The sequence below is a fragment of the Halobiforma nitratireducens JCM 10879 genome, assembly GCF_000337895.1.
Classification (GTDB): domain Archaea; phylum Halobacteriota; class Halobacteria; order Halobacteriales; family Natrialbaceae; genus Natronobacterium; species Natronobacterium nitratireducens.
Window position 1 is genome coordinate 1 of the sequence record NZ_AOMA01000145.1, and the last position, 4813, is coordinate 4813.

At 58.8% G+C, this 4813-nt stretch carries 3 protein-coding genes and 4 pseudogenes; 5 read left to right on the forward strand and 2 right to left on the reverse strand.

What is annotated here, in order from left to right; all coding sequences use genetic code 11:
* Window positions 1–177: 177 nt before the first annotated feature.
* The 3 pseudogenes from C446_RS14180 to C446_RS18190 form a co-directional block, all read left to right on the forward strand.
* A pseudogene (locus tag C446_RS14180) lies at window positions 178–971 on the forward strand (HpcH/HpaI aldolase family protein).
* Window positions 972–1032: 61 nt separating this feature from the next.
* Window positions 1033–1188 (forward strand): annotated as a pseudogene (locus C446_RS18860) (lipase maturation factor family protein); the annotation flags it as partial.
* Between the two features lie 107 nt (window positions 1189–1295).
* Window positions 1296–1619: pseudogene (locus tag C446_RS18190) on the forward strand (IS5/IS1182 family transposase); the annotation flags it as partial.
* Between the two features lie 155 nt (window positions 1620–1774).
* Here C446_RS18190 and C446_RS20835 read toward each other — a convergent pair.
* Window positions 1775–1975: a DUF7534 family protein gene (locus tag C446_RS20835; protein WP_083861136.1), complete on the reverse strand. Its 201-nt coding sequence runs from the start codon at window positions 1973–1975 to the stop codon at window positions 1775–1777.
* Window positions 1976–2480: 505 nt separating this feature from the next.
* Between C446_RS20835 and C446_RS14190 the strand changes: the two genes are divergently transcribed.
* Entirely contained in the window at window positions 2481–2954 is a 474-nt protein-coding gene (locus C446_RS14190; protein ID WP_006673820.1) for a hypothetical protein, read from the forward strand.
* Window positions 2955–3364: 410 nt separating this feature from the next.
* A pseudogene (locus C446_RS14195) lies at window positions 3365–3786 on the forward strand (lipase maturation factor family protein); the annotation flags it as partial.
* Window positions 3787–3791: 5 nt separating this feature from the next.
* On the opposite strand, the gene C446_RS14200 reads toward C446_RS14195, so the two are convergent.
* On the reverse strand, window positions 3792–4205 hold the full coding sequence (locus C446_RS14200; protein ID WP_049920251.1) for a DCC1-like thiol-disulfide oxidoreductase family protein: 414 nt from the start codon (window positions 4203–4205) through the stop codon (window positions 3792–3794).
* Window positions 4206–4813: the final 608 nt, after the last annotated feature.

Below are 4813 nucleotides of genomic sequence, written 5' to 3' on the forward strand. Positions count from 1 at the left end.
CTTCTAGTCTAGTTAAAGTGACTATTTTAGACGCTAGTGACTACACCGCGATAGGTCGGAGCTAATTTCGAAAGCGTGCAACGGGCTATTCCATGGACGGATTCAGTCCGGCTGACACAAATACTTCCCCGCAACCTCGCCGCCAACGTTTATCTTGGCCACTGGTGTCCGTCGCCTATGACGTCCTCACCGCGAACCAACGTGCTCCGTCGAACGCTCGAGTCCGGCGACGTCGCGCTGGGCATCCTCGAGAGCACCTACTCGCCGGCGCTGGTCGAACTGTACGGCGAACTCGGTCTCGATTTCGTCTGGATCGACCTCGAGCACGGCGGCCCGAGTCCCCGTGACGGCGACCGACTCGAGGAACTGCTGCGGGCTGCGGACGTCTCGGGGACGGAACTGCTCGTTCGCCTGCCCGATCCCGACCCCAGCGCGGTCCGGAAGGTCCTCGCGCCGGCGTCCGGAACCTGTTCGTCTCGCGGATCGAGACGGCCGACGACGTCCAGCAGGCGGTTCAGGCAGCCCGATTCGAGTACGACGGCGAGCCAGGTCGTCGCGGATTCGCGAACCCCCGCGCGAGCCGGTGGGGAACGACGAACGAGTACGCGACGACCGAGGACGAGGAAATCGTCGTCGGCGCGACGGTCGAACATCCGACCGCGGTCGAGAACCTCGAGGAGATTCTCGCGGTTCCGGAACTCGGCTTCGTCTTCGCCGGCCCGCTGGACCTCGCCGTCGCGACGGGCCACCCCGGCGAACCGGACCACGAGGACGTCGAAGAACTGGTCGAAGAGATACGGACGGAGGCGCTTGAGGCCGACGTTCCGCTCGGCGGCCTCGGCTTCGGGATGGACGACGTCAACGAGAAGGTCGACGCGGGCTACCAGATACTGAACCTCGGGAGTGCGACCGGCGCGTTGCAGGGGGTCGTCCGCTTGTGGTTCACCGAGTACGAGGGCGAACGCGAGTAGTCCGCGGCCATCGCAGCTGAAAACCCACGGCTTTAGCCGTCGGAGCCTGTCATCTTCCCGTATGTTTCACGGCGAGGAGTTCTGGCTCGTCCGGTTTCTCTTCCAGCGCGGGCTGGCTATCCTGTACCTGCTCGCGTTCCTCGTCGCAGCCTTCCAGTTCCGGGCGCTGGCCGGCGAGGACGGGCTCCTGCCGCTCGAGTGGTACGCCGAGGGAGCGTTTGAGTACTTGGTTTTTGAACGGTCCTTTACACCTCTTGCAGCGACGGCTGTTTCGGCTTTGTCACAGACAGCCTGGAGGTGTGCGTCGTTTTTTAGTCCGACGGGATTGGGATGCTCGGAGATAGCGCCTACGACATTCTTGACTGGCACGACCTCCTGCTGGACGCAGCGGCCGTGCCAGTCGCCTCGTACAATCCGTGCAACACTACCGGCTCGAAAGACATCGAGTACAGGGTTGAAGACCGTGTTGAGGAACATGGAGAAGACGCTCAGCTCAAGCAATTCATCTTAGACAAGACATACGACTGGCGCACAGGAGTCAAACGAACCCACGATGCCTGCAAGGACTGCGGCCTCGGCCACGTTCACGCACGAACAGAAGTGTTCGTTGCGCTGTGCCGCCGGATCGTGATTGGCACCCGAAGTTATCCGGTCTCGCAAAGAGTCTGCACAGGAGCGCCTCAATCGTCTCTCGACGAAGTTATCGGGTTGGGAATAACAGTGAGAGTAGTGCGATTCCATTATTCAGGATCATATCTGAAGCTGACCCAGGAGTCCGGCTACCATACGTGCGTATAATCAAATTAGATTCGAGCTGTAACGAAACTGAATCCGATTCTGTAAACAAGCAGATACGAGATGGCTATCACAATTGGAACTAATGGGAGATAATAGTAAATTAACGTGAACGGGTCGGGAGGTGAAATCATTCCTGCAATAATGATCGCGAGTGCGTTCGCTACAAGTAGTGTAAGTAGAAATTTCCCAAATTTCGTGTAATCCATGTTTGATAAATATAGGGGAGGCAGTATAGTTTTTATGATTTATTTCATAGTGATACAGTCTAGTTTAGAACCTCCGACAGCGTCCGGCCTTGGAAGATTGACGGGGTCATTGTGTGTCCCAGTAGTGTACAGAACCGTCTAAATAAGTGCCTCGGACGTAGACCGCCGTTTCAGAACCTGCTGCAGCGTATTCAATGAAGAAAATACATTCTCATACGTGAGAAGTGTGTCGAAGTAGTCGAATTTTCGCTTCTCGCGATTGAACATCTCCTAAATCAGTATAAAATGATTATGTTGCAGTTCCTTCACGCGCTCACCGGCCCCTCGTCTTATGGTTATCCTATACAATGGCATCTATCTAAAATAATGTCCAGTACGTCATTCGTGACTCTCCTCAGATTATAAACGTACGTCACTACCCGCATCATATTGACCTGTGACATATCAGCTACGTTCGGTTGAAGATACGGTATCCCGATACGAATATATTGCTTACAATCGAACTATGTACGTGTCCGTCTCAAACCAGTCCCTGGTGACCACAACCGTGACTTATGTCGGTACCGTGATCCTGATTGGTTTTCCGGTCGCGACAGTCCTCAACGTGATTCTCGGCACCGCAGCTGAAACCCTTAATCTGGAGTCCCTGACAACTGTCCCCGGTTCGATTCTCATCCCCGGAGTCTCACTCGTCATTGGGCTGCAACTAGCTATGGAAGCCGCTATAATTCAGTTGAGTGGGATCGACGCGCTGGGGCGGGGATCGGTGCGAATCGCAATCATACGACATCTGGTGTTCGCTGTGGCTGCTGCCAGTGTCCTCATAGGTACCATTTGGGCCGGCGCCACCCTCGTGCACGCAGAATCACAACCATCACAAATCGTCCTCGGCATGCTCGTCGCCCTCGCGGCATTCACCGTCCTATTTCGAGCCTCAAGGTCGTTTTTCGCCGGTATGCGATTAGGCAGGAACAAATAGGGACGAGGACATCTTGACGCACTCTCAAGAAAATGGTCACTACTCTGTGACCTCTATGACCTGTACTGACTCGATTGAAACGCTGCTATGCCATGAGAGCATGAACCAAGCATTGGACGCAGGAAATCCGACGGTCGCTCTGTGCCACAGGGTACGTTGTACTGCCGGCCCAAGTGCGTAGGAAGCGGAACCATAGGCGTGAGAGCCTGGACGCCGCTCCCAGCGACAGCCGGGACAGTCTGCAAAGGTGAGCAGGTCAAGTAAGATTGTTTCAACTGAACGTCCCTGCTGTCCTTTCGCGAGCGGCTGAGCCTGCTCTACTTATATCCTGACGTCCGGGTTGTCGGTCTGGCGGTCTGGAACGTTCGTCGTCCTGTCGGCGATGACGATCTTCACGGTGCCATACCGGAGTCGTAATCCAGGGCACGACGGACGAACGACCCGACGAGGACGCGAGTGGCGAACCTACCGGTTCGAGGGGAAACCGACCGATCCGAGCCGTCGACCGCCACAGATCGCCCCGTACCACTTGCGGCTCGACTGGCAACTCTGGTTCGCGGCTATGCGGCCGACGCCACGTCGTCAGCCGTGGTTCTACCGCCTGCTCGTGAAACTGCTCGAGCGTGACGCGCGAACGGAGTCGCTGCTCGCCGAGGTGCCGTTCGAGGACGGCGAACGGCCGACTCACGTCCGCGCGATCCGCTACCGGTACCGGTACACGACACCCGAAGAGCGCAAGGAGACGGGTGAGTGGTGGCACCGCGAGCGGGTCGGCACCTACGTCCATCCGGTGGGCCTCGCGGACCTCCGGACGCGAGCGCCGGCGGCGTAGCCGGGTTATCGATCGCTCGAACTCGAGTCGTCGTCCTCGCGGTCTCGCCGCACCGGTGGCGTCTTCGAGACGACCTGGCCCCACTGGGCGCGGTGGTCGGCGACTGACCGGTAGCCCCACTCGCGGAGGCGACCGTAGTCCTCGAAGTTCCTGAGAAACAGGACGCCGTCCCGGAGCGGTTTGGCAACGTCGGACCGGACGAACGCTTCCTCGATCGACGCGCCACAGGAGTAGACCCACTCGTCCGTGACCAGATGCGAACAGGCCTCGTAGTTCTCCGGCAGTCGCTCCCGTAGCTCGGGCGTCAGGTCGCTGAAGCCGACGATCCGGAGGGCGGTACGCTCGTCGAAGAACTCGGCCCACCAGGTGCAGAACCCGCAGTCGTCGTCGAAGACGAAGGTGTCCTGACTGTCTGTCACGAGGGAGACGACGACGCCTGGATACAAAATACGCCGCCCCAGTTGGTCCTCGCCCGTCGCGATGATAGAACCCGGAGCGAACGGCGGCAGACGCTACTCCCGCCCATCCCTGCTCGAGCGCTGATCCATCGCGGGCGGCTGGATGTCGTGTCGAAGGCCCGTCCAGTCCTCGATCAGGAACTCGTACGGTCGCGTCTCCTCGGTCTCGCTTGCGGTCTCGAGCAGTTCCGGCCGCCACGCCGGTGTCCGGGACTCGCTGAGCGTCGCTGAACCGTCCTCGTCGCCGGTCTCGCGTTCTCGAACCCGTCCGGTCAGGAGGACGCTGCGCCAGTGGAACATCTCGGCGTTATAAACGAGGAAGGTGGCCGCATCGGCAACGTCGGCGAGTTCCCGTTTCCGGCTCTCGGAGCCCACGAGAAAGTAGAAGTAGAGTCGATCCCCGCTGTCGTACCCGTACGACATGGGAAGGAGATAGGGTTCGGCGTCGGTCGGCAGGCCGAGCACTCCCTGGCTCTGCATTCCCAGGAACCGCTCGATGCCCTCGTCGTCCATTCGGTCGATTCCGTACGCGCCGAGTTCCTCCTGTCTCTTATACACATCTCTGAGCG

What these genes read in the sequence shown, in the direction of transcription:
- C446_RS14190 (WP_006673820.1), top strand. Translation starts at nt 2,481, where the DNA reads ATGTACGTGTCCGTCTCAAACCAGTCCCTGGTGACCACAACCGTGACT.
- C446_RS20835 (WP_083861136.1), bottom strand. Translation starts at nt 1,975, where the DNA reads ATGGATTACACGAAATTTGGGAAATTTCTACTTACACTACTTGTAGCG.